The organism is Arthrobacter sp. 4R501 (assembly GCF_002929755.1).
Lineage (GTDB): Bacteria > Actinomycetota > Actinomycetes > Actinomycetales > Micrococcaceae > Arthrobacter.
This window is the reverse complement of sequence record NZ_PJIW01000079.1, coordinates 1-527: the sequence shown is the minus strand read 5'-3', so window position 1 is coordinate 527 and position 527 is coordinate 1. Positions and strand designations below refer to the sequence as shown.

Annotated in this window: 1 pseudogene; it reads left to right on the top strand. The window is 67.2% G+C overall.

Features of this window, described 5'->3' with window-relative positions:
* Window positions 1-527: pseudogene (locus tag CXR02_RS21975) on the top strand (glycine dehydrogenase (aminomethyl-transferring)); the annotation flags it as partial.

The window sequence follows — 527 nt, the reverse complement described above, 5'->3', positions numbered from 1 at the left end:
GAGGCCACGAAGTCGGCGCTGCTCGCGGCGAACTACGTTGCGGCTCGCCTGAACGAGTACTTCCCGGTCCTCTACACCGGCGAGGGCGGACTCGTGGCCCACGAGTGCATCCTGGACCTGCGTGAGCTGACGGCCAGGACCGGCGTCACCGCGGAAGATGTGGCCAAGCGCCTCATCGACTACGGTTTCCATGCTCCCACCCTCGCGTTCCCGGTTGCGGGCACGCTGATGGTGGAGCCCACCGAGTCCGAGGACCTGGTGGAGATCGACCGGTTCATCGACGCGATGATCACCATCCGGAAGGAAATCGACCAGGTCGCCAACGGCGACTTCACCGTGGAGAACAGCCCGCTGCGCCACGCACCCCACACCGCGTCCGCCGTCGTATCTTCCGACTGGACCCGTCAGTACCCGCGTGAGCAGGCCGCCTTCCCGGTCCACCACCTCAAGCAGGACAAGTACTTCCCGCCCGTCGGCCGCATCGACGGCGCCGGCGGAGACCGCAACCTGATCTGCTCCTGCCCGCC